This is a genomic window from Halomonas sp. 3F2F, from assembly GCF_014897805.1.
GTDB lineage: Bacteria > Pseudomonadota > Gammaproteobacteria > Pseudomonadales > Halomonadaceae > Vreelandella.
This window is the reverse complement of sequence record NZ_JABUZE010000189.1, coordinates 178,091-197,971: the sequence shown is the minus strand read 5'-3', so window position 1 is coordinate 197,971 and position 19,881 is coordinate 178,091. Positions and strand designations below refer to the sequence as shown.

The following is a 19,881-nucleotide window of genomic DNA, read 5'->3' as shown; positions in this document are numbered from 1 at the left end:
GCTACGGGTCTGAGCGCACGATAAATTTTGAATAGCCACTTACTCGCCCATTCATTATCGCTATAGGGCGAAATACGTAGGCTCATGCCAATAAAGTTTTGCAGGTAATCACCAATCCCCAGGGTAATGGTCTCTAAAATAGCAATAGTGGGGCCGGTGATTAATACATACAGCATCAAGCCAATACATAAAATCATGTTTAAGTTCGATAACCGCTTAATGCCTTTATCCAAACCTGACCATGTCGATGCCATGTAAGCACAAAACATGACAAACAGAATGACAAACTGCCAAAAGCCATTTTCCGGCAAACCAAACACCGCATTAAGCCCACCGTTCATTTGCAGCACACCTAAGCCAAGCGAGGTGGCAACCCCCATAACGGTGGCGACCACAGCAAAAACATCTAGCCATGATGCGTAAGGACGGACCCGGGGATGCTTAGCCGTCACTGAAGAGAGTACTGAAGACACCAGCCCTGCTTGCCCTTTCCGAAATTGAAAGTAGGCAATAATTAAGCCCACAACAGAAAATGCTGCCCACTGATGGATACCCCAGTTAAAGTAACTGTATTGGATTGCATAGCGCGCAGCAGCGTCAGTTTCAGCAGGCACGTCACCATAGGGAGGGTTGATATAGTGCGTCATTGGTTCAGCCATACCGTAGAACACCAGCCCAACGCCGAACCCAGCCGCCAGCAGCATGCTAATCCACGAGAAAAAACTGTAGCTGGGCGTACTGTCCTGAGGGCCAAGGCGCACTTTTCCATACTTACTCAATGCTAAGCCAACCAGAAAAACTACAAAGCCAAACACTGAAAATAAGTAGAACCAGCCAAACAGTTCCGTAATTGATGTGAGCGCTGCTTGGGCTGCATTACCAAAGCCTTCTGGGAATGCAGCGCCAATAACAACCAAGCCGAATATAATCACCGCAGAGGCGACAAATACCGACTTACCGCCATGATTTGCCATATAACCATCCTGTTAAATGAGCATTGTGTGTAACAGCGTAAAATGTACCGATAAATGCTGTTTTTTTGAAATCCAGATCTTGTACTGAACCTTAAACGGCATGACTTTTAACCTAACATATTCGTACAAAACTCCTTCACGGCCAGAATGAAGAAATGTTAACTCTGAGCAGGAACTTGATACCCAGCCTGTGTTCCAATGGAACGCATATGAACGATGGAGGCTTTCATGCCGCAAATGAATCGTGATCAACGCAATGCCGCGTGGCAAGCTGCTAACCAGTGGCGTGCTCGGGCAGCCCAGACCCAGCCGACCGGCCTGATGGGCAGTATTAAACTGCTACTGACGTGGTTAGCGTTTGGTGCACTGATGATCGTCGGTGTTGTACTCGGACTTTTTTTCCTGCTCATTGGCTGGGCAATGATGCCCTTTGTCCGCCATAAAATGAAAAAACGCATGGAGCAGATGCGCGCTGACAACGCTCAGGATGTTGGTGGCGGTTATGCTTACAGGGATACCTCTACGAGCCAGCACGACGCAATAGAAGGTAGTTACGAAGTTAAAGACGACCACCACCGGTCTTAATCAGTTGCTGACTACCGCCGCTTTTAAAGCGGCGCTTGAATCCAGGCGAACGCTGCTGCTAACGTCAGTGGCATAACGACTAAGCTCCCTAAATTGCCGATGAGCACCAACGAAGCGACTTTCTGAGGTGCCAGTTTATACTGCTCGGCCACCAAGTAGTTCAATACCGCAGGCGGCAGTGCAGCAAATACCAGTAGCACGGCTGTCTGTAGCGGATTCAATGGGAGTAACCACATGAGCGGTAGTGCGATCACTAAGCCAGAAAGTGGGCAAAGTAGAGCGCCCAACAAGCCTGTTCGCCAGTCATTAAAATCAATTTCCAGCAATCGAACACCTAATGCAAAGAGCATCAGTGGAATACAGATTCCCCCTAACATGTGCATTGCTTCTAACAGCCAGCTCGGCAACGGTACATTTCCAACGTTGATGACTAGCCCTGCTAGGCTCGCAGCTACGATGGGCATTCGTAACAGTCGCCAAAGTGACGTGCGCGGGTCCAACATATAAAGACCTACTGAGAAATGCAGCAGCATTTCAACAATAAACACGACCACTGCAGCCGGCAGGGCCTCTGGACCAAAGGCGAGCACCAGTAGCGGTACCCCCATATTGCCAGAGTTATTGAACATCATCGGCGGCAAGAACACTTTTGTGTCCAGCGACAGCCATTTAGCAACCGGCCAAAGCACAAGACCAGACCCTAGCACGACGGCCACCGCCGCAGTGGCAAGCCACGCATAGTCCGCCAAAGGCGCTTGGCGATCAGCCAACACGGCAAATACCAGTAGTGGAACAAATAGCTCCATATTGAGCGTGTTAAGGCTGCGAATATCAGGGTTTCGATAACGCCCGTAAACCGCACCACAGCCAGCAATTAAGAACACGGGTAACAGCGTTGCGAGAATATGACCGATCATACGCCCTCCGCCAAGCGGCGGGCGCAGAGACAAACTGTTGCATGCATAGGGAGCTTTTCCTTATTGTTATCAGGCTATCTTCCCTATCGATGCTACTTAAAAACGCTCACCTCGCCAATCAGGGTTCAAGAAAACGCTGCCAAAGTGCAATAACCACATCGCGGTGGGCTTTGAATGCCTGTGCATCAACGACAGTTTTTTCACCGGTTAACGCCGCACGGTGGGTACGGCTACGATAAGCGAGATACGCTTCCCGCAACTGCTCCGCTTCTGACTCGGTAATATGACCACTCTTGGCGAGGGTTTCTAAAATGCGGATATTATCGCTATAGGTGATTAATGCAGGCGTGTCATGAGCGAGTGATAGCACCGCATATTGGCAAAGAAACTCAATATCAACCATGCCACCCACATCGTGCTTTAGACTAAACACCTCCCCGTCCGCACTACCTGGCTGCCCTTTAGAACCCTGTCCTTTAGAACCAAGGTGATCACGCATTTTATGACGCATGCTGACAACGTCATCTCTTAAGGCTTGCGGGTCACGCTCGCGACACAGCATCTCACCACGGATTGCATCAAATTTACTCGCCAGCGTGTTACTACCGGCGACAACGCGCGCGCGTACCAGCGCCTGATGCTCCCAGGTCCAGGCGTTTTGGCGTTGATAATCCGCAAAGGCATCTAAAGAGGTCACCAACAGGCCTGCATTGCCCGAAGGCCGAAGGCGCATATCAACCTCGTAAAGGCTGCCGGCAGGCGTTACTGCGGTTAAGAGGTGGATGATGCGCTGGCCTAGACGGGTAAAAAAGACCGCTGTATCGATGGGCCGGGCACCATCGGTAGTGCCTTTTCCGTCGTTATCATGAAGGAACACCAAGTCCAAATCAGAGCCATAACCAAGCTCGATGCCCCCCAGCTTGCCGTATCCCACAATCAAAAACGCTGGCTCTCGTGTATTGAGGCCTTCTGGCACACCATGTTTCCGCGTGACATGCTTCCAGGCCATCGCTAGCACGGCATCCAGAATGACTTCAGCGATATACGTTAAGTAGTCGCTCACCTTCATCAAGTGGCGTGTTCCAGCGATATCCGATGCAGCAACGTGAAGCATCTGCGCATGCTTAAACACGCGAAGCGCTTCCAACTGTGCCTCATCATCATCTTCTGGCAAGCGGCTTAAGGTCTGGCGTAACTCATCGGCAAGTCGTGATTTATCAGCGGGAGTGTAAAGCGTATCCGGCGTTAGTAGTTCATCAAGCAGTATCGGGTAACGCGCAAGTTGCTCTGCAATCCAGTGGCTGGCCGAGCACAGCTTCATTAGGTGCTCAAGCGCCTGAGGGTTTTCACGCAACAGTGCAAGGTAAGCGGTTCGCCTAAGCACCGATTCGATCAGCGGCTGGACACCACTAAGCGCGTTATCCGGCAACTCACTTTCGGCAACGGCAACCAGCAGTAGCGGCATCAGCGCATCTAGCCGTTCAAAGCCGATACGCTGCATGCTTTGCACTTGGCGGGAATGGTAAAGACTCTGCAGCCGTTTAAGCGCTTTCTCTGGTTCTATAAAACCAGCATCAGTTAGCAGTGCTTCCGCTTCTTCCTGCTCTAGCTCGCCGCGCCACAGTAACCGCCACTGAGACAGGCCAAGGTTATCGTCGCTACTCTCTGCATCGCTGTCCTCTTCGGGGTCGGCGATCACTGCATCAAAGTGCTGACGAACGCGTTCGCGCACTTCCTCCAGCCGCGCGATGAGCCCCGGCCAATCTTCATGCCCCAAGGCAAAGGCGATCCGCTCCCGATCTTCATCATCAACGGGTAGCGTTTGGGTTTGACGGTCTTCTAGCGCCTGAATAGCGTGTTCCATGTCGCGAAGATACGCATAGTCGGGTAGCAGCTCATCGACGACTGCTTGGGGCAACAGCCCCAGTTCAGGCAGTCGATTAAGAGCGGTCTTGAGTGAGGTCACTTGAAGCTCGGTATCACGTCCACCGCGAATCAGCTGAAATGCCTGGACAACGAACTCAACCTCCCTGATCCCACCGGGCCCTAGTTTGATATTGCTTTGCATGCCCTTGCGCTTTACTTCGCGATTGATCATCGCCTTGAGTTCACGCAGCGACTCAATCGCACCAAAATCCAGGTAGCGGCGGTAAACAAACGGCCTGAGACTTGCGAGCAGTTCATGCCCGCCATCTATGTCTCCTGCAACGGGACGCGCTTTGAGCATGGCATAACGCTCCCACTCACGCCCCTGATCCTGATAGTAACTGGAGAGCATCGAGAAACTGCCCACCAGGGGGCCGCCATCACCCAGTGGGCGCAGCCGCATATCAACGCGAAATACGAAACCGTCAGCCGTCATGGCATCTAAAGCGGCGATCAGTTTCTGGCCTAGTTTGGTGAAGTACTCCTGGTGCTCAAGGGGTTTACGCCCGCCTTCGGTTTCACCTTTTTCAGGAAAGGCGAAGATCAGGTCAATATCTGAGGAAAGATTCAGCTCACCCGCGCCGAGCTTACCCATACCCAGCACCACCAAGCGCTGGGACGAGCCATCTCTGCGGGCCGCAGGTAATCCCCAGCGCGGGGCGTAAAAACGTTCAAGCCAGCTGAGCGCGGCTTCAATACAGACTTCCGCCAGCCACGAAACTGCCTGAGCAGTGTCCCACATGGTGTAGCCATCAGGACGATTAAGATCGCGCCACACAATCCCGAGCATGCGGGCACGACGAAAACGGCGAATAGCGCGATGCATTGCCTCTTCATCATCGGCATTTTCCAGCGCATCAGCTAGCCAACTCGCTTGTGACTCCTTACTCGCTGTCGCATCCAGCTCGCCAGCCACATCTAAATCAATCAGCCAGTGCGGAAAGCGTGCCAAGGTATCTAGAGCGAAGCTTGAGACAGTTACGACGTTGGCTAACGCTTCACGACGCGCATCAGAAAGCGCCTCCCAACTACTGGAAGGCAACGACTGTTGGGTCATTGAGGCAATATTATCAGCTTGGCTAAGCGCTTCACTTAATCGCTGCCAGGCGCGCTGTGCAGCGGGCTTAAGCGCTGTTGGCAGCCCAACTTGGGGGAAAAACGCGTCGTCTAACTGCATAACCACCTCTTTGCCAAGCGTCTATTATGTTTGTTGATGAAGCGGGTCGCTGCATGAGCTGAATAAAAGCAATTTAGCCCACCAATTTTTGCCAGCCTAACAGCCCCCAGGTTAAGCCTGCCATGATCAATGACAGCATAACCGCCGCCGAGCCAATATCTTTAGCACGCCCTGAAAGCTCGTGATGCTCGGTGCCAATACGATCAACAACGTTCTCTATAGCACTATTAAGCAGTTCCACAATCAGCACAAGGCACAGGCTGCCAACCAGCAACAACCAGCTAATGGGCCCTTCTCCAATCCACCAAGCCAGCGGTAGCAACACCGCTGTAATACCCACTTCTTGGCGAAACGCAGCTTCATTTCTAAAAGCGGCTTTTAGCCCTTTCCATGAATAGCGCGTTGAGTGCATTAAATGGGTTAACCCCGTATGTCCTGGCTTCATGCCTGTTGCCTCAGCGGTAAAATTAAGATTAATTAGCCAATATCATCGCATCTAAATCCAGCGAAAGCGGATCTAACACCTCGGGCCAGCTAAGATAAGGCGTACTGCCAGTGCCGTTAACCAGCACACTAAAAACGCCCCAGCGCCCCTGGGCGGTACGGAAATAGCCCGCCGCGGCGCGAACAGCAAACGGCTGATTGAGCGTGCCTGTTTTCAGCATCACGTTATTTTGAAACGTTGGAGAACCACGGCGAATAAAGCGCATGACCCCATTGGCAGGCGACTGGAAAGAGGCGACAAAACTGGGTAACAAAGCGCTCTGGCGGAACATATCCTCCAACATCACATTGACGCCGTGAGCGGAGGTACGGTTATCAGTCGTCAGCCCGCTGCCGCTGTGTAACGTTAACGGACCGTGGCCCGACAAGCTGTTCACATAGGCTTCTATCGCCTCCCCCGCTTGGCGCAGTTGCGCTTGTGGTGTTTCCACCAGGTTCAGCGCCAGCACATCAGCCATGTAATTATTGGAGTAGTTCATTGTACGCAGCAGCAGCTCCTGCAGCGGCTTGCTGTCAACGGCTGCCAAACGCTGTGCACTGCTGGGCGGACGCGTTGAGCTAACCCGCCAGGGGTCACGCACACTGACACCTGCCTGATTTAGCATGCTTAACAATACTTGCGCCGTTTTCTCTGCCGCATCGCCAGCGCCACGATAAACATCACGAGCCGCGGCATTGGTTGAAATTTGCCCGGTAAGACGCAGAACATCACCGCGCTCATCGGTAATCCGCTCTGCGCTGATGTCAGTGCCACTATTAGCCGGGCGCGTGACAACTTGGTTATCAATAGCAATTAACGGCGCCTGGCTATCGCATAACCCCACACGGGCAGGCTCTCCCGCTGCCGCAGCAGGGGCTATATTGGCGCACCAGCTACCAAAGTTGACGCCTGCCGAGGTGAGCGGCGCACTGTAAGCATTAGTGACTCGGGTACGCGCATTACAGCGGTCCGTGGTAATACACTCAACAGGGCCAAAACGCCACTGACTGACCACCAGCGCGCCATCCACTTCGCGCACTCCCGCCAGCTGCAGACGTTGCACTAACCGCCAAAGATCTTCAGTTGTGAGGCCTGGATCGCCCCCACCTTCAAATACCAAATCGCCACGCAATACGCCATTTTCCACACTACCTGTGCTGACAAGTTGGCTGGTAAAGCGATGCTGGGGCCCAAAACGATTGAGTGCCGCAGCAGACATATAGGCTTTGGTGACAGACGCTGGCGACAGCTGACGCTCAGGATTCAGACTACCCAGCAATGCATTACTACCAGTATCCGCATCCAGTAAGCGTGCTTCAGCGCTAATTGAGAAGCCTTTGTCTTCTAACTGACCAAGCTGGCTGAAGTCGGCATACAGTGCAGGGCTTGCGCACATGGCGGCACCTACCACACTGGTCACCAACGCCCGATGCCAGCGGCGTAGGGATGATTTAACCGAATGATTAAACGCTGAGAATATCACCGCAGAATAGCTAACTTCTGAACACTTAATATCTGAAGACCTAATATTTAAAGAGCTAATATCTGAGCACGTCACGCTTACTTTCCTCAATGCACGTTCATTTTTGAAAAGACTTGAAGTATGACTACCCCAGCCACGATCAAACTAATGCCGACAACGGCAGGTAAATCAGGTTTCTCACCGAAAACTACAATGCCAACCAGCGTGACCAACACGATTCCCAGACCTGCCCAGATGGCATAAGCAATACCGACCGGCAATGTCCGCAACACCAAGCTCAACAGATAAAATGCCACACCGTAGCCCACGACGACCATGATGCTTGGAAGCGGTCGTGTGAATCCCATTGACGACTTGAGGGCGCTAGTGGCGACAACCTCGGCAACAATTGCTAGCACTAGATATACAAACGTCATGCCCGCTCCAATTCAATCTTCAACTGCCAAAGCGTTTGGCCGCTTTGATCATACTTTGCTTCAAATGGCGTTAGATAGCTGCCGTTGGGAGCCAACGCGGCAATCGTTGCCTGCTTTCCCGTTACTAGGGCGGTTGCCAGAGCAAACTCTTCAACATACAACTGCCAATTGGAGCGCACTTCTAAATACCCGCCAAGGGCTAGCAGTGTGGGGAAAACAGGATGCCCATGCCAGCGCATTTTTAAATGCGCAGCTTTTGGATAAGGATTGGGGTAAAGCAGAAAATGTCGCTCGGGTGCCCACTTCGCCTGTTCAGCTAGTCGCCAGAAATCGACAAGGTCAGCCCGCACCAACAGTGCATTAGCAGGCAATTCACCATGGTCTCGGCTTAACCGATCTTCGCTTCGATCAACGCCGATCACCGCGTGCGCTGGAAACTGTTCTGCCAAACGGCGTGTCGAAAGCCCTACACCGCAGCCAGCATCGAGGATTAACGGCGCTTGCTGCTTTTGAAGCCACGTATGCGCGTCTTCAAAGGCTTGTTGCGTATGCGCAGCGATTGGCTTTCGCTGTGGGTTTTCCAAGGCACGTGCTACCCGGCGCGCTACATCGTGATGCGGGCCAGGTTGGTTGGAAACCACGGGGCGTGAAGTATGCTGCATGCCATTCCCTGCTTAAAAAAAACGTGATTCTATCAGTCTACTGCGCACGCGGCATGACGCCGTTGCACGCCCGGTGCTATGATCACGTTCGAGAGTATTATTAAGCGCAGATGAGCAGCACTTTTTTGCTATGCCTCTGACAATAGCTGTTACTAAAAACCACCGCACCACGAGGAACCCGGCTTGTCACACTTACCGGTGATTGTCGGCATGGGCGGCATCAATCCCGCCGGCAGAACCTCGGGCCACCAGGCCTTCCGCCGCACCGTGCTTGATGCTCTTCCAGCTGACCAGCAGCGCCAAACACTGGAAGGCTTGGCAGCGCTTATGCGCCTTGCCGAGCATTCCGCTAACGGCTGGCATGATAGCGCCGGCCAGCCCATTGACTCCCCTGCTCAAACCTTGCGCGATCATGTGCTTAACCACACATTGATTCGGCGCAACGAAGATCCACGCTTTCTCGCCCTGGGCTTGCCAGCCAACCGACGGGCAGAAATGACGCTGTCTGAACCGGTGCGGTTTACATTGCGCCGCCGTCAGCTGCCCGAACAGCTGCCTGAAGGATGGCAGGTGGAGGACATCGACGCCAAGGTAGTCGCCGTCACCGTGCCCGCGGGCAACTTTAGTGCTCTGCTGCCTGACGCCTTAGAACCCAAGGTGCGTGCAGCCGCCCAACTGCCGAGTGGCTTCGACCCCGCTAGCCTTTACCGTAGCGTGCATCATCCGCGCGGGCTGTCGATGGCAGTCTTTAGTGCTAGTGACTGCCTAGGTGCCAGCGGGCTCGCTTGGGAAACAATTCGCCAGCGACTCGACCCTGACCATATCGCTGTATATGCGGGCAACTCTATTGGCCAATTAGATGACCAAGGTTGGGGTGGCTTACTAAAGAGCTTGGTGAGTGGCCAACGTGCCACCTCTAAGCAAATGCCGCTGGGTTACGGGCAAATGCCTGCGGACTTCCTCAATGCCTACGTATTAGGCAGCGTGGGAAGTACGGGTGCTGCCTTAGGTGCCTGCGCAAGCTTTTTATACAACCTGCGCCTAGGTATTGATGATATTCGCACAGGGCGTTGCCGGGTCGTTATGGTAGGCACCGCAGATGCGCCGATTACCCCCGAAATCATCGAAGGCTTCCGCGCCATGGGCGCACTGGCCGATGATGCCAGCCTGAAAGCACTGGATTCTTTAGCGCTACTTACCGACGCTGACTACCAGCGCGCTTGTCGCCCGTTTGCACGTAACTGTGGCTTCACCATGGCGGAAGCAAGTCAGTTCGTACTGTTAATGGACGATGCGTTAGCGCTTGAGTTAGGGGCGGATATTCTAGGTTCAGTGCCCGATGTGTTCGTTAATGCCGATGGTTTTAAACGCTCTATCTCTGCACCCGGCATTGGCAACTACATCACCCTGGGCAAGGCAGCCTCGTTGGTAAAAGATATGCTAGGTGAGAAAGCGCTAAAAGAGCGCACTTTCCTGCATGCCCATGGCACCAGCACTCCCAAAAATCGCACGACTGAATCCCATGTTTTTGATGAAATTGCCCGTGCAAATGGCATCGAGAACTGGCCAGTGGTCGCTATTAAAGCGTTTATCGGCCACTCCCAAGGGTCTGCGGCAGGCGATCAGTTGGTAAGCGCTCTGGGCAGCTTTGCCCATGGGTTACTGCCAGGCATTCCCACTTTAGACGCGGTCGCGGACGATGTGTACGCTAAGCAGCTACGTTTTTCCACTACCCCAGTGGCGTTTAGCGCCGATGCTGCCTTTATTAATGCGAAAGGGTTCGGTGGTAATAACGCTACTGGCGTCGTGCTCTCCCCTCAGGTCACCGAACGATTGCTCACTCAACGCCACGGCAGCGCTGCCATCAGCGCTTGGAAAACGCGTCGGGAAGCTGTGCGCGAGAATGCCGCCGCTTATTTAACAGACGCTGATCATGGGCACTATGCGCCTCGTTATCAGTTTGGTGAAGCCGTTCTAGAAGGCCCTGAGCTTGAGATCCACGCCGACCGCATTCATATCCCGGGCTATGATCACGCCGTTTCGCTAACGGCGGACAACCCTTTTGGTCAGCTTGACGAGCAGGAGACACCCGAATGAACGATCAACGTGTGAATGTTGCCGTCTATCCCGGGACCTTTGACCCTATCACCAACGGCCACTTTGATCTTATCGAACGCGGCGCACGGATGTTCGATAAGGTGGTCATTGCCGTCGCGGCGAGCCCTGGCAAGCAGCCTAGCCTTGAGCTAGACACCCGTATCGCGCTGGCCAAAACGGTGTGTGCTTCACTGCCGAACGTAGAGGTCATCGGCTTTTCAACACTTCTGACCACTATGATGCGTGAACAGGGGGCCACCATTATTCTACGTGGCCTGCGGGCTGTCTCGGATTTCGAGTACGAGCTACAGCTGGCCAATATGAATCGGGCGCAAAACCCTGAGCTTGAGAGCGTATTTTTCACCCCAGCGGTGGAAAACTCCTATATTTCGTCGACCATCGTGCGAGAAATCGCCAAACTGGGCGGCGATATTTCACCGCTCGTTCACCCGCAGGTCGCAGAGGCACTGCGTAAGCACTACACTATCTAGCGATCGATATTGTTGAGTAAAACGCTCAGGTATATAACTACCTGGGCGAAAAGCCATTCGTGAGGTACGCCCATGGCCCTGATGATCACCGACGAATGCATTAACTGCGACGTCTGCGAACCTGAATGCCCCAATGACGCCATCTCTCCTGGTGAAGAGATTTACGTTATTGACCCCAATTTATGCACGGAATGTGTCGGCCACTTTGACGAGCCACAGTGCCAGCAAGTGTGTCCAGTGGACTGCATTCCTCTCGACCCAGAGCGTCCCGAAACCCACGAGAAACTCATGGAGAAGTACCGCATCATTACTGCTGCTTAGGCCCACTGAAACGTGCGTATTTGGACTCTTGCCTGGCCAATCATTCTTTCGAATATAACAGTTCCCTTACTAGGGCTGGTCGATACCGCTGTGGTCGGGCACCTGCCCGATTCTCGCTACCTAGCGGCAGTAACCCTCGGAGCGACGCTGTTTAGTTTCCTCTATTGGGGATTTGGCTTTCTACGCATGGGCACCACGGGGTTGGTTGCCCAGGCAATCGGCCGCGAAGCACATAGCGAGGTGCGCAATTTGCTGGGTCAGTCACTCATTATGGCGGCCGTTATCGGCGCGCTACTGATTATCTTTGGCTCACCGCTGATTTCGCTCGGCCTATGGCTGTTAGACGGCAGTGAAGCGGCGACACCACTGGCACGCGAGTATGCCGAAATACGCCTCTGGTCAGCCCCGGCAGTGCTGGCGAACTATGCCATCCTCGGCTGGTTTTTGGGCCAACAAAACGCCCGCGTTACGCTGATGATTTTAGTGCTGACCAATAGCGTCAATATCGTGCTCGATCTTTGGTTTGTCGTAGGGCTAGGAATGACCAGCGGCGGCGTCGCCCTGGCCAGCGTGATTGCCGATTACAGTGCGCTAACCTTTGGCAGCTATTTAGTACTGCACCAGCTTGGCCACTTGGAAGGCTGCTTTCAACGGCAGCGACTTTTGGTAGTGTCAGCCTACTCAGCCCTGTTTAATGTTAACGCCAACCTGTTTGTGCGCACCTTAGGGTTGCTGTTTGCAATGGCCTTTTTTACCGCTCAAGGGGCACGCCAGGGCGACACAGTGTTAGCCGCCAATGCCGTGCTATTGCAATTTATTATGCTCACTAGCTACGCACTTGATGGCTTCGCCCACGCAGCGGAATCGTTGGTAGGCCGCGCGTTTGGACGGCGTGACTGGCAGGAATTTGCAGCGACGGTTCGGGCGACAGCACAATTCTCGTTCTGGACAGCCGCTGTAGCCACCATTGCCTTCGCATTGGGCGGAAATTATCTAGTTGCCATGCTGACAGGGCTGGCAGAGGTGCGTGCCACCGCCGCTAGTTACCTGCCTTGGATGATCGTGATGCCATTGATAGCCGTATGGAGCTATTTATTAGATGGCGTTTTTATCGGCACCACCGCTGTGCGCGAAATGCGCAACAGCATTTTTATCGGTTTAGCGGTTTACCTACCGACTTGGTGGCTATCCCAAGGGCTTGGTAACCATGGCCTGTGGTTAGCCTTTACGCTCTTTATGTTCACACGCTCAGCGGTACTGATCGCCTACTACTACCGCTACCGTCAACGCCACTGGCGCCCTCAGGGCTAAAGCCCATAGTGCTGAAATCCACACTGCTAAACTCATCGTGCCCTCCCACCGTTGAAGCCCACCACGCTTAGCTGTTGCCAACTGGTCTACCGTAATAGTGATTATCTGAGCCAGTACTTGAGAAAGCACTTGATAAAGCACTTGATAAAGCACCTAACAATGGATGAAAAATACGGTGTACCGCCGTATATTAGCCACGCATATCTTAATAACGAATAAAGAGAGCACTCATGTTAAAACTCATATCAAAACCGGCAGTTAAGCTGGTCGAGCGCTATTTGCCAGACCCCTATATCTTTGTTCTGCTGCTCACGTTAATTGCCTCCGTGGCTGCCATCGCCGTTGAGCGCCAAACACCGCTTGCCGTGCTGCGCATGTGGGGAGATGGTTTTTGGGGGCTACTCACCTTCTCAATGCAAATGCTGCTGGTACTCGTCACGGGTTTTATGTTGGCAAGCTCACCACCGGTCAAACGCATTCTGCAGAAAATCGCTAGCACTGCGAAAAGCCCTGGTGGCGCGATCATTTTAGTCACGCTCGTTTCGCTCGTGGCTAGTTGGATTAACTGGGGGTTTGGCTTAGTTGTTGGGGCGCTTTTTGCCAAAGAGCTCGCTCGCTTGATACGAGTGGACTATCGGCTTCTGGTTGCCAGTGCTTACTCAGGCTTCGTGGTATGGCATGGTGGGCTTGCTGGTTCAATTCCGTTGACCATTGCGACTGAAGGCCACTTCTCCGCTGATCAAATCGGCGTTATCGGTACCGGCTCAACCATTTTTGCCTTCTTTAACCTTGCGATTGTTATTTGTCTGTTTATCGCCGTACCGCTGGTTAACCGCTTCATGCTGCCGGACGAAAAAGACAGCGTTTACGTGGATCCCAAGCTGCTAAACGATGAACCCGAACAGCAAGGCCGCATTACCCGCCCAGCCGAAAAACTCGAAAACAGCATGCCTCTCGCCCTGCTTGTGGGCGTTCCGGGGCTGCTGTTCCTGCTCGACCATTTTCTACTCCGTAGCGGTGGTTTGAACCTGAACGTGGTCAATTTCCTGTTCCTATTCTTAGCTATTGTGCTGCACCGGACACCGCGCAACCTGCTCAACAGTTTGAACGAAGCCATAAAAGGCGGCGCTGGCATCGTTATTCAGTTCCCCTTCTACGCGGGCATTATGGCCATCATGGTTCAGTCGGGATTGGCTCAGAGCATGTCTGAGTGGTTAGTCTCTTTCGCCACCGCTACGTCGCTGCCATTCTGGTCCTTCCTAAGTGCTGGCATCGTGAACCTGTTCGTGCCTTCCGGCGGTGGCCAATGGGCTGTTCAAGCCCCGGTCATGCTACCTGCCGCAGAAGCGCTGGGTGCTGATCTTCCACGTATTGCCATGGCAGTGGCCTGGGGCGATGCCTGGACCAACCTGCTGCAACCTTTCTGGGCTCTACCGGTACTGGCGATTGCGGGTTTGAAGGCCAAGGACATCATGGGCTTCTGCCTAGTTCAGCTATTGATTACCGGCATTATCATTTCTGTTGGCCTAGTATGGTTCTAGCATTAACGTCGCAATAGCTTTAGAACTCTAGCTACCTACATAGCGCCCGCCCTCTGGGGCGGGCATTTTAATCTCTGAAGGTTTTTATTTATGTCTGACACCCAGGTTGAACATAGCGCCCTGCCCGGCCAGCATGAACTCTCTATGACCGTGTTAATGACACCCGATATGGCTAATTTCAGTGGCAAAGTACATGGTGGTGCTATTCTTAAAAAACTCGATGAGGTGGCCTATGCTTGCGCAAGCCGTTATTCGGGCCACTATGTCGTCACGCTTTCCGTCGATCAGGTGTTGTTTAAACAACCGATTCACGTCGGTGAGCTGGTCACCTTTCTTGCCAGCGTCAATCATGTGGGGCGCTCTTCTATGGAGATCGGCGTTAAGGTAGTGGCCGAAGATATTCGTGAGAAGCTGATTCGTCACACCAACAGCTGTTATCTCACCATGGTGGCAGTAGATTCAGACGGAAAGCCCGCGTTAGTGCCACCGCTAGCGTTGGAAACATCGCTACAGAAGTTGAGATTCGAAAAAGCCGCGCTACGCAAAAAACTGCGCAAGCAGGCAGAGCAGGAAGAGTTGCTAACTCATAAAAACCACCATCAGCAGCACTCTTAACGCCAACCCACACCTTCAGAGCAAGGAGCCCTCATGCCCGCTAGGGAGCGCTACCCACACCTACCTAAAAGCGTTGAGTATGCGCATATCGGCTGGGATTTTTTTATTCTCGCCGCGGTTATCATCAACCTTAGCCTGTTACTGTTTGACTCGTTATTTCTGATTGGGCCGATTAACGACACCATTGCCAGCCTCACACCCGGCTTTCACGCTTTTTACGACACAGTGATCCACAGCCGTTTTATTACCATCGACTTATTTTTCGTGGGTATTTTTATAGCGGATGTACTGCTGGGCTGGACGGTAGCAATTGCCGAGCGACGCTATCACCGCTGGTTTTTCTACCCGTTTGTTAACTGGTACGACGTACTTGGCTGCATCCCCCTTAGCGGGTTCCGCTTATTGCGCGTACTGCGTGTCGTGTCACTCTTAAACCGACTGCACCGGCTGCGCTTGATTGATGTAACCCGCTGGACCAGCTACCGCTTTTTTGCCAAGTATTACGACATCCTGCTAGAAGAGCTTTCCGACCGCATTGCACTGCGCTTACTAGGCAATGTGCAAGAGCAAGTTGTCGCTAGCGATTCACTTACAGAGCGGGTTATTGATCGCGTTATCCTCCCTCGCAAGGCTCAGCTAATTCATGAAATTGCTCAGCGGTTAGAAACAACGGTGGGACAAGCCTATCAACAAAATCGCATCGCTATCATGGCGGCGATTGACGACTTAGTTAGCCGAACACTGCGGGAAAGCCCAGAAATTCAAAAACTACACCGCCTTCCCATGGGTCACACGGCTTCAAACGCTATGCAGGCGTCACTTAGCGGAGTTGCCCAGCGGCTCGTGGATGAACTCGCTCAGGGCATTCACTCAACGGAGTTTCGCCAACTGGTTGAGCGTACAGCTGAAACGGGCTTCAACAGCTGGCTAACCGTGGATGAAACAAGCGCGCATGTCACCGAACAAGTGCTTTACGATATTCTCGAAATGCTCAAAGAGCAGATACGCCATCAAGGATGGAAAGACCGTTATGAGTAGTTTGGTTATCAATATCAGGGCTATGAATAGCCCTGCTATACGGTAATGGTCGCCAACGGTGGCTGAGCTAGGCACTGCTTAATAACGTTCAGCGCCTGGGCTAATGTCTGCCTGTCAGCAGCAGCGCCAATACAAATCCTAATGGCCTGGGGCGCAGGTGTACTTCCCACACAAAAGGGCTCCGCATTTGAAACTTTAACGCCTTGCAGCTGCAAGCGTTCACACAGTTCGATGGCACGACTCCCTTCCGGCAGCGTAAGCCAGACATTGCTGCCGCTGTGACTTCGACCCAGCGTGTAATCGGAAAGCACCTCTGTCACTATTTGCTGTCGCGCGGCCAGCTCCTCGGTTTGCCATGCAAGCAGCGAAGCTGCCTCGGGCTGAGCGATCCAATAACAGGCAATATCAACCATCAGCGGTGGCACTATCCAACTCTGCGCTCTTAACCCAGCGGCTAGGCGTTCAAGCAGTTTATTAGGCGTCCGCAAGACACCGATACGCAGCCCACCCGCTAATACCTTTGCGGTACTGAAGACAAACAGCGTTCGCTCTGGTGCTAACTGATACAGCGGTGTGCCGCGCTGCTCAGCAGGCAAATACTGCACACCATCTTCCAGTAGCCAACTGTCATAGCGCCTGGCAAGTGCCACCAATTGCTCTCGCCGCGCCTCGCTGAGACAAGCCCCGGTAGGGTTATTCTGATCAGGTGTCACATAGATTAACCTGGGTGGCTGGCGGGCGCACTGGGCTTCCAGCGCTTCCATACACATCCCCGATTCATCAAAGGCAATGCCAACCATTTTTAGGTGTGCTTGCTGGGCAGCGCTAATGGCACCTGGATAGGTCAAGGCATCGGTCGCCATCAGTTCACCAGGGCGCAGCAACGTACTCAGCACCAGACTAATGCCATGCTGCCCCCCTTGAGTAACCAGTAGCTCGTCCGCATCCAGCGACATACCTAATTGCGCTAGCCACCCTGCCAACCTCTCGCGGTGGCCTTCGGCTCCCCGCGCATCAAGATAGGAAACTCCCCGCGTTACTGCAGAAGGCGATTCACTCATTGCCTTTAATGCAGCACTGAACGCCTGCAAACGAAGCGGATGAGGCGGCGGCAAACTTAAGCTTAAATCAATGACATCGCTGTCATCATTCTGATGCCATGCCATATCAAAAACGGTTCTTGGTGCAGCTTGTTTGACGAAGGTTCCGCTGCCTACTCGAGCGATTACCCAGCCATGGTGCTCTGCCTCAGCATACCCCCGAGTCACGGTGCCTACGGTTACCCCCAACGCATCCGCTAAGCGCCGCTGAGGTGGTAAACGTTCGCCTGGGGCAAGTTCGCCGGCCGAGATGGCTGCGCCAATGGACTGAGCAATCGCGCGATAGCGTGGCCCAGAAAAACACTCAAGTGAAGGCACCCAAATTGTCATGGTGACAATAAAACCTTTGACGTAGATTTACCCGCCATTATGCTTACAAAAGCGATCAAAAAACAATTTAAACCACAAAATTGTATGGGTACAAAATGAATAACGAATGGCTACTGCTTGGCCCGGCTGCGCTTTATATGATGTCGATGACGCTTACCCCAGGGCCAAACAATATTATGTTGACCGCCTCTGGGGCGAATTTTGGTTTTCGCAGAACCATGCCTCATATGTGGGGCATTTTAGGCGGCTGTTTTCTGCTGTTTTCCGGTATCGCGCTGGGGCTAGGCGTATTGTTTGAACGCTTTCCTATGGTGCAAACGACACTCCGCTGGGTGGGTAGCGCCTATTTGTTGTATTTAGCCTGGAAAATAGCCACTGCACCACCGCCGAATCTCAACGGAACTCAACACGGAGTGCCGTTAACCTTTTTCCAAGCCGCGATGTTTCAATTCGCCAACCCCAAAGCGTGGGTAATGGGGCTGGCGTTGATGGCTGGGTTTCTGCCCGAAAATGGCCAACCCGTGGTCAACGCACTGGTGTTAGCAGGCTTTGCGGAGTTGGTCGCGCTGCCGTGCATTGCCCTGTGGGCAGCGTTTGGCAGCGCGATTGGACAGTGGATCAAAAGTGACCAAGCATGGCGGGCATTTAATATCACTATGGGACTATTAACGGCCGCCTGCGTCGTACTGATTTTACGCTAGCCGCAGCGCAGCGCTTCAATCGTGTCATTAGTTTCAAGAAGAATATTTAAGCGGTCTTCTCGGTAGTCCATGGTGGCAGCGCCGTTAGGCCTGAGTATCCTAACCTGCTTGGCACCACTCTCACTTTGTAGCGCGGGTACATTGACTTCATCAAAAGGCGTGCCAATGGCGTACTGAACCGCCTCAGCATCGCATGTGGTGCGCATTTCGGCAGAAGGCTGACCAACAGCTGGAGGCTCTGGAGCAGAGACATTATCGGGTGAGCCTGCGCATGCCACCAATAACACCGAGACTGGTAATACCGATGCGAGTAATACCGTGAGGCTGGCCAATTTTTTCTTCGCACAGCGTGTTGGGTGATTCATTATGGCGCTTCCTTGTGTTGGCAAATAACTACCCTGAATGCAAAACGGGCTAGACAACTATGCCTAACCCGCTCATTCACGCCAAGAAGCAGTGGAAATAAAGCGTATTAACTCGCCGCATCCTGAACTGCTTGGCCACCTTCTTGAACGTCTTTTCCTGCACCTGCAATGGTATTGCAGCCCGTTAGAGCGCCCGCCGTCATCAACAGAATAAAGCTAATACTTAATAGTTTTTTCATCTGCGTTCTCCTTAACAAATCATTCAACATCGGGAAGCTCCGACGGCAGCCTTGCCGTATGGGAGTGCTTTCAGAGTAACAGATTTTAACAATTTCGCCTGTTTTGACCTCTCCTTCCCAAGTCCTTGGAAAGCTCTTGGAAAGCTCTTGGAAAGCCCATGGAAAGACCTTGGATAAGGAGCAAGGTGTATCCGCAGCTGCTATGATAATTTTCATTATGTAAAGGAGTACTTACTTGAAAACATTTGAACTTGACCCACGGCTAGAAGCGGATACCTTACCACTCGCCGACCTTCCTCTGTGCCGTGCGCTGCTAATGAACGATGCACGCTACCCTTGGGTAGTTCTGGTACCCAGGCGTGGCTCGGTCAGCGAAGTGTTTGAACTAAGTCAGGATGAGCAAGCCCAGCTGTGGCGTGAAACGATCGCGCTAGGAACGGCGATGAAGGAGATATTTCACGGTGACAAGCTCAATATTGCCACCTTAGGTAATGTGGTCAGCCAGCTGCATATTCATTTGGTGGTGCGCTATACAGATGATGCCAGTTGGCCAGCGCCGGTATGGGGAAATGGTAGCCCAGAGCCTTATGAGCTACCCCTTCAGGGCAGTCGCCGCGAACAGTTGCTGGCCCAAATTGAAGGATTAAAGCTTTAACTTAATTCCCCAGCAAAGAGCCCTGTCTGGATGGTGGCTCACTCAGTAATGGACCACTGGTAGGCTGGGCGGCGCCAGCCATAGAAAGCGATACGCCTAGTGCAACAATGAGAGCACCGCCGGCAAGCGCTGCCCAACCAGCCGCTTTCTCGACCACCTGTCGGCTGCTCTGTTGCTGCAACCGCTTAGCCGCCCAGCCCCGAGCCACAATGCTTGCCAGCGCCAGCACAGAAACAGTAATACCGGTACCAAGCGACATGGCAAGCACCGAAGCGACACCGACGTAAAACTGTCCAAGCAGGCTAGCAGCCCCCAGCATAAGCACTGCCCCAGTGCACGGACGCATTCCAATCGCTCCAACTGTCATCAGCGCTGTGCGCCAGTCGAGCGCTTGTTGAGGCTCGATATGATGAGCCCCACCGCAGCAGTGGGAATGATCATGGCTGTGATTGT

General features: G+C 53.1%; 21 protein-coding genes. 10 read left to right on the top strand and 11 right to left on the bottom strand.

What is annotated here, in order from left to right; genetic code table 11:
- The coding region (locus INT21_RS20275; RefSeq protein ID WP_193085620.1) for a BCCT family transporter at positions 1-974 on the bottom strand (974 nt) is incomplete at its 3' end.
- A gap of 228 nt (positions 975-1,202) precedes the next feature.
- On the opposite strand from INT21_RS20275, the gene INT21_RS20270 reads away from it, so the two are divergent.
- Entirely contained in the window at positions 1,203-1,559 is a 357-nt protein-coding gene (locus INT21_RS20270) for a hypothetical protein (protein ID WP_038478174.1), read from the top strand.
- A gap of 23 nt (positions 1,560-1,582) precedes the next feature.
- On the opposite strand, the gene INT21_RS20265 is transcribed toward INT21_RS20270, so the two are convergent.
- The 6 genes from INT21_RS20265 to trmB form a co-directional block, all read right to left on the bottom strand.
- Positions 1,583-2,476, bottom strand: coding sequence for an AEC family transporter (locus tag INT21_RS20265; RefSeq protein WP_095604495.1), 894 nt, complete (start codon positions 2,474-2,476; stop codon positions 1,583-1,585).
- A 118-nt stretch (positions 2,477-2,594) separates the two neighbouring features.
- The gene (gene glnE / locus INT21_RS20260; RefSeq protein WP_193061888.1) at positions 2,595-5,579 is read right to left on the bottom strand and encodes a bifunctional [glutamate--ammonia ligase]-adenylyl-L-tyrosine phosphorylase/[glutamate--ammonia-ligase] adenylyltransferase; all 2,985 of its coding nucleotides are present in this window, start codon (positions 5,577-5,579) and stop codon (positions 2,595-2,597) included.
- A gap of 73 nt (positions 5,580-5,652) precedes the next feature.
- Positions 5,653-6,024, bottom strand: a complete 372-nt coding sequence (locus INT21_RS20255; RefSeq protein WP_038478183.1) for a diacylglycerol kinase — start codon at positions 6,022-6,024, stop codon at positions 5,653-5,655.
- Between the two features lie 28 nt (positions 6,025-6,052).
- Positions 6,053-7,459, bottom strand: coding sequence for a D-alanyl-D-alanine carboxypeptidase/D-alanyl-D-alanine endopeptidase (gene dacB / locus INT21_RS20250; protein ID WP_226930699.1), 1,407 nt, complete (start codon positions 7,457-7,459; stop codon positions 6,053-6,055).
- A 173-nt stretch (positions 7,460-7,632) separates the two neighbouring features.
- Entirely contained in the window at positions 7,633-7,962 is a 330-nt protein-coding gene (locus tag INT21_RS20245) for a DMT family transporter (protein ID WP_089039812.1), read from the bottom strand.
- Positions 7,959-8,624: a tRNA (guanine(46)-N(7))-methyltransferase TrmB gene (trmB, locus tag INT21_RS20240; protein WP_193085619.1), complete on the bottom strand. Its 666-nt coding sequence runs from the start codon at positions 8,622-8,624 to the stop codon at positions 7,959-7,961. Before trmB ends, INT21_RS20245 begins: the two co-directional genes overlap by 4 nt.
- Positions 8,625-8,834: 210 nt before the next feature.
- Between trmB and INT21_RS20235 the strand changes: the two genes are divergently transcribed.
- From INT21_RS20235 to INT21_RS20205, 7 genes are all read left to right on the top strand, one after another.
- Positions 8,835-10,721 (top strand): beta-ketoacyl synthase, encoded by a 1,887-nt coding sequence (locus tag INT21_RS20235; protein ID WP_193061917.1) that lies wholly within the window; start codon positions 8,835-8,837, stop codon positions 10,719-10,721.
- Complete coding sequence (gene coaD, locus INT21_RS20230; RefSeq protein ID WP_193085618.1) at positions 10,718-11,212, top strand: pantetheine-phosphate adenylyltransferase; 495 nt, start codon at positions 10,718-10,720, stop codon at positions 11,210-11,212. Before INT21_RS20235 ends, coaD begins: the two co-directional genes overlap by 4 nt.
- A gap of 72 nt (positions 11,213-11,284) precedes the next feature.
- A complete protein-coding gene (locus INT21_RS20225) occupies positions 11,285-11,533 on the top strand; it encodes a YfhL family 4Fe-4S dicluster ferredoxin (protein WP_038478199.1) in 249 nt (82 codons plus the stop codon).
- A gap of 12 nt (positions 11,534-11,545) precedes the next feature.
- Positions 11,546-12,844 (top strand): MATE family efflux transporter, encoded by a 1,299-nt coding sequence (locus INT21_RS20220; RefSeq protein ID WP_193061886.1) that lies wholly within the window; start codon positions 11,546-11,548, stop codon positions 12,842-12,844.
- Between the two features lie 230 nt (positions 12,845-13,074).
- On the top strand, positions 13,075-14,385 hold the full coding sequence (locus INT21_RS20215) for a short-chain fatty acid transporter (RefSeq protein ID WP_193061885.1): 1,311 nt from the start codon (positions 13,075-13,077) through the stop codon (positions 14,383-14,385).
- A 90-nt stretch (positions 14,386-14,475) separates the two neighbouring features.
- Positions 14,476-15,000 (top strand): acyl-CoA thioesterase, encoded by a 525-nt coding sequence (locus INT21_RS20210; RefSeq protein ID WP_089039817.1) that lies wholly within the window; start codon positions 14,476-14,478, stop codon positions 14,998-15,000.
- 33 nt (positions 15,001-15,033) lie between these two features.
- Positions 15,034-16,038 (top strand): ion transporter, encoded by a 1,005-nt coding sequence (locus tag INT21_RS20205; protein WP_193061884.1) that lies wholly within the window; start codon positions 15,034-15,036, stop codon positions 16,036-16,038.
- A 35-nt stretch (positions 16,039-16,073) separates the two neighbouring features.
- On the opposite strand, the gene INT21_RS20200 is transcribed toward INT21_RS20205, so the two are convergent.
- Positions 16,074-17,468, bottom strand: a complete 1,395-nt coding sequence (locus INT21_RS20200) for an aminotransferase-like domain-containing protein (protein ID WP_193085617.1) — start codon at positions 17,466-17,468, stop codon at positions 16,074-16,076.
- Positions 17,469-17,563: 95 nt separating this feature from the next.
- On the opposite strand from INT21_RS20200, the gene INT21_RS20195 reads away from it, so the two are divergent.
- Positions 17,564-18,169 (top strand): LysE family translocator, encoded by a 606-nt coding sequence (locus INT21_RS20195; RefSeq protein ID WP_146944814.1) that lies wholly within the window; start codon positions 17,564-17,566, stop codon positions 18,167-18,169.
- Here INT21_RS20195 and INT21_RS20190 read toward each other — a convergent pair.
- Both INT21_RS20190 and INT21_RS20185 read right to left on the bottom strand, forming a co-directional pair.
- Positions 18,166-18,534: an I78 family peptidase inhibitor gene (locus INT21_RS20190; protein ID WP_193061882.1), complete on the bottom strand. Its 369-nt coding sequence runs from the start codon at positions 18,532-18,534 to the stop codon at positions 18,166-18,168. The genes INT21_RS20195 and INT21_RS20190 overlap by 4 nt on opposite strands.
- A 107-nt stretch (positions 18,535-18,641) precedes the next feature.
- A complete protein-coding gene (locus tag INT21_RS20185) occupies positions 18,642-18,773 on the bottom strand; it encodes an entericidin A/B family lipoprotein (RefSeq protein ID WP_125751484.1) in 132 nt (43 codons plus the stop codon).
- A gap of 235 nt (positions 18,774-19,008) precedes the next feature.
- Here INT21_RS20185 and INT21_RS20180 point away from each other — a divergent pair, with 235 nt between their 5' ends.
- Positions 19,009-19,428 carry an HIT domain-containing protein gene (locus tag INT21_RS20180; protein WP_193068051.1) on the top strand — a complete coding sequence of 140 codons (420 nt, stop codon included), beginning with the start codon at positions 19,009-19,011 and terminating at the stop codon, positions 19,426-19,428.
- Between the two features lies 1 nt (position 19,429).
- Here the strand turns inward: INT21_RS20180 and INT21_RS20535 are convergent.
- On the bottom strand, positions 19,430-19,881 hold a 452-nt coding region (locus INT21_RS20535; protein ID WP_446719057.1), incomplete at its 5' end, for a nickel/cobalt transporter.